Source organism: Intestinibacillus massiliensis (assembly GCF_900155735.1).
Lineage (GTDB): Bacteria > Bacillota > Clostridia > Oscillospirales > Butyricicoccaceae > Intestinibacillus > Intestinibacillus massiliensis.
The window spans coordinates 137,008-140,296 of sequence record NZ_LT707058.1 but is presented as its reverse complement, the minus strand read 5'-3'; the positions used below and the strand labels follow the sequence as shown (position 1 = coordinate 140,296).

General features: G+C 65.9%; 5 protein-coding genes and 1 riboswitch. All 5 genes read right to left on the bottom strand.

Features of this window, described 5'->3' with window-relative positions; genetic code table 11:
• Positions 1–443, bottom strand: a 443-nt coding sequence (locus CZ203_RS07630) for a thiamine phosphate synthase (protein ID WP_087065531.1), incomplete at its 3' end; no start/stop codon positions are given.
• A complete protein-coding gene (thiH, locus tag CZ203_RS07625; RefSeq protein ID WP_235847482.1) occupies positions 436–1,626 on the bottom strand; it encodes a 2-iminoacetate synthase ThiH in 1,191 nt (396 codons plus the stop codon). The genes CZ203_RS07630 and thiH, both read right to left, overlap by 8 nt.
• 58 nt (positions 1,627–1,684) lie before the next feature.
• Positions 1,685–2,401 carry a thiazole synthase gene (locus CZ203_RS07620; RefSeq protein WP_087065586.1) on the bottom strand — a complete coding sequence of 239 codons (717 nt, stop codon included), beginning with the start codon at positions 2,399–2,401 and terminating at the stop codon, positions 1,685–1,687.
• A 132-nt stretch (positions 2,402–2,533) separates the two neighbouring features.
• Positions 2,534–2,728 carry a sulfur carrier protein ThiS gene (thiS, locus tag CZ203_RS07615; RefSeq protein ID WP_087065530.1) on the bottom strand — a complete coding sequence of 65 codons (195 nt, stop codon included), beginning with the start codon at positions 2,726–2,728 and terminating at the stop codon, positions 2,534–2,536.
• Positions 2,729–2,804: 76 nt separating this feature from the next.
• Positions 2,805–2,908, bottom strand: a riboswitch (TPP riboswitch).
• Between the two features lie 62 nt (positions 2,909–2,970).
• A partial coding sequence (locus tag CZ203_RS07610; protein ID WP_143436176.1) for a helix-turn-helix domain-containing protein occupies positions 2,971–3,289 on the bottom strand: 319 nt, incomplete at its 5' end.

Here is a 3,289-nt window from a genome sequence, read left to right as displayed (position 1 = left end):
GCCGTACCCGCCGCCTGCACGGCGGCGCGCAGGAACGCTTCCCCGCGGCCGGGCAGGCCGGCCTTGCACGCAGTGTCCCAGACGTGCCCGGCCACCAGCCAGGACGCGCCCGCCCGCGCGGCTTCCGCGGCCTCCTCCGGGCAGTGCACCGATACGCCGAACGGGACGGGCGGCGCGCCGGCTTCCCGCAGCGCGGGGACGGAGAGCTGTACGGGAAGCCCCAGGCGGCAGGCCAGCGCCGCACGCCCGCTTAGCACCAGCGGCACGCTATGCGGGGCGCACAGGTTTTGCACAGCCTGTGCAAGGCTTGCGTATGCCGCCGCGTCCAGGTCCTTTTCCCGCAGGATGACGGCGCGCGGCTTTGCGGCCGCGATGCGCGCCATCCGGGGCAGGAAGCCGTCCGGGCACAGCGCGCGGTTTGTCACGCAAATGACCTCAGACATACAGGTAGTCCGCCATCACGGGCTGGAGGCCGTGGCCGGTGATGGCCTGCAGCACCTCGTCGACCGAGCGGCCGTCGGAAATCTCAAACTGCTCGTCGCCCTTGTCCTCGCCGGAATGCCCGCCGATGCCGACGTCCACGCCTGCGGAAATCTTGGTCGCCGCGATGCCGATGATATTGTCGCGGAAGCCCGCGCGCTCGCGCGTCGAGATCGTGATGGAGGCGAACGGCATGAAGATGCGGTACGCGCAGACGGCCTGCAAAAGCTGCGGCTCGTGCACATCCTTGGGGTTGATCTTGTCGTTGTTGATGATGGGGCGCAGGCGCGGGCAGGAAAACGCGATCTCCGCATGCGGGTACTTGCGCTGCAGCAGGTAGGCGTGCAGCCCGGTCGCGAACGCGTCTTTCCGGAAGTCCGACAGGCCGAGCAGCGCGGCAAAGCCCACCCCGCGCATGCCGCCCATCAGGGCGCGTTCCTGCGCGTTCAGGCGGTACGGGAAAATGCGCTTGTGGCCGCCGAGGTGCAGGGTCTCGTACTTGCCGGCATCGTAGGTCTCCTGGAAGACCGTGACGTAATCCACGCCGCAGCCGTGCAGGTAGGCGTACTCGTCGACATTGAGCGGGTAGATTTCCACGCCGATGACGCGGAAATACTTGCGCGCCAGCTTGACCGCCTCGCCGATATACGTGACCGGCGACATGGCGCGGCTCTCGCCGGTCAGCATCAGGATTTCCTGCAGGCCGGTTGCGGCGATCGCCTGCAGCTCCCGCTCGATCTCGTCCATGTCGAGCTTGGCGCGGCGGATTTTGTTGTGGCAGTTAAAGCCGCAGTAAATGCAGTAGTTTTCGCAGTAGTTCGCGATATAGAGCGGCGTGAACATCTGCACGGAGTTGCCGAAGTGGCGGCGCGTCTCTGCCTGCGCGCGCTGCGCCATCTGCTCGAGATAGGGCAGCGCCGCCGGGGAGAGCAGGGCGGCGAAATCCGCCGGCTGCAGCGCGTCCTTGCGCAGGGCGCAAAGCACGTCCGCGGCCGTGTAACGGCTGAAATCCTCGGCCTGCATGCGGGCGATGACCTCGTCCTGCACCTCGCTGCCGATATTGTCCATGCCGGGCTGGTACTGCATGTGGTCGGTTGCGCGGGTGATGTATTTCGCGCCGACCATCTCTGTCTTGGGTTCGTTCATAGTCAAAACCTTCTTTATGTGCTCAAAATAGGTGATGGGGAGCCCACGCGCCGGGGCGTTACCCTTCCAGGAAGCCCGTCAGCGGGGAGGAGGCCGACGCGGTCTCCCGCACGCGCCCCAGCCCCGCAAGGTAGGCCGCGCGCCCCGCCTGGATGGCATGCTTGAACGCGCCCGCCATCGCGGGGATATCGCCCGCGGTCGCGATCGCCGTGTTCACCATGCAGGCCGCCGCGCCCAGCTCCATGGCCTCGCAGGCCTGCGACGGGCGGCCGATGCCCGCGTCCACGATAACCGGCAGGTCGATCTCGTCGATCAGGATTTTGATAAAGTCGCGCGTGCACAGCCCCTTGTTGGAGCCGATCGGCGCGCCGAGCGGCATGACCGAGGCCGCGCCCGCGTTTTTGAGGTCGCGCGCCGCGTTGAGGTCGGGGTACATGTAAGGCATAACCACAAACCCCTCCTTGGCAAGGGTTTCGGTCGCCTTGATGGTCTCATAGTTGTCGGGCAGCAGGTATTTGGAATCGTGGATGACCTCGATCTTGATAAAGTCCCCGCAGCCGCACTCGCGCGCCAGCCGCGCGATCCGCACGGCCTCTTCTGCGTTGCGCGCGCCGGAGGTGTTGGGCAGCAGCGTCACGCCCTCCGGGATATAGTCCAGGATGTTCGCAATGCCGCCCGCGTTGGCGCGGCGCAGCGCCAGCGTCACGATCTGCGCGTCCGCGTAGTCGATGGACGCGCGCACCAGGTCGAGCGAAAACTTGCCCGAACCCAGGATNTGGAGCCAAGCCCGCCAAGCCCCGCGACGCCGACGGACGCGCCGTCCAGCCGCGACTGGACGGCCTCGCCGTGCCGCGCCACCAGGGCGGCGTGCAGCTCTTCCTTGGTCAGTTGCATCCACGGTCCCCCCTCAGCCGCCGCCGACGAAGGCCACGACCTCGAGCCGGTCGCCCTCCGCAAGCAGGACGTCCCCGAACGCCGCGCGCGGGACGATTTCCCCGTTTCGCTCGACGGCGACGCGCTGCGGGTCGTAGCCCTGCGCGGCCAAAAACGCCAGGATGTCCTGCGGCGCGCCGAGCGCCCGTTCCTCCCCGTTTAAACGCATTTTCCAAACACCTTCCTTCCCAGGCAACAAAAAACCCGGCTTACCGTGGTAAGCCGGGTTTTGAATGGCAATTTTGCTTGACATTTCAGCAGCTTCCCTACGATGGTACTAACCAACAGGTTCAAAGGGTTAGGCGCTACGCCCTCTCAGCCGCTCATCACGGCACCCCTGCTTTCTGCTTTCCAGTATAGCCCGCGCGGTGCGTCCTGTCAAAGGTTTTTTGAAAAAACACCGCCCGGCGTTTAAAAGCGCATTTGCCGGAAACGCATCGGCGTGATGCCGTTGCGCCCGCGGAAGGCGCGGATAAAGTGCGAAGCGCTGGCGAAGCCGCACGATGCGGCGATGTTTTCGATGCTTTCCCCGGTCGAGAGCAGCAGCAGCTTGGCCGCCGCCATACGCTCGCACAGCAGGAACTCGTGCGGGGTCGTGCCCTGGTATTTTTTAAACTGCCGGGAAAAATGGTAGGGGCTCATATTGGCCACGCGCGCCGCGTCCCCGAGCTGGATCGGCTCCGCAAAATGCGCGCGCAGGAAAGCGGCCGCCCGGTCGACGGCCTGCTCC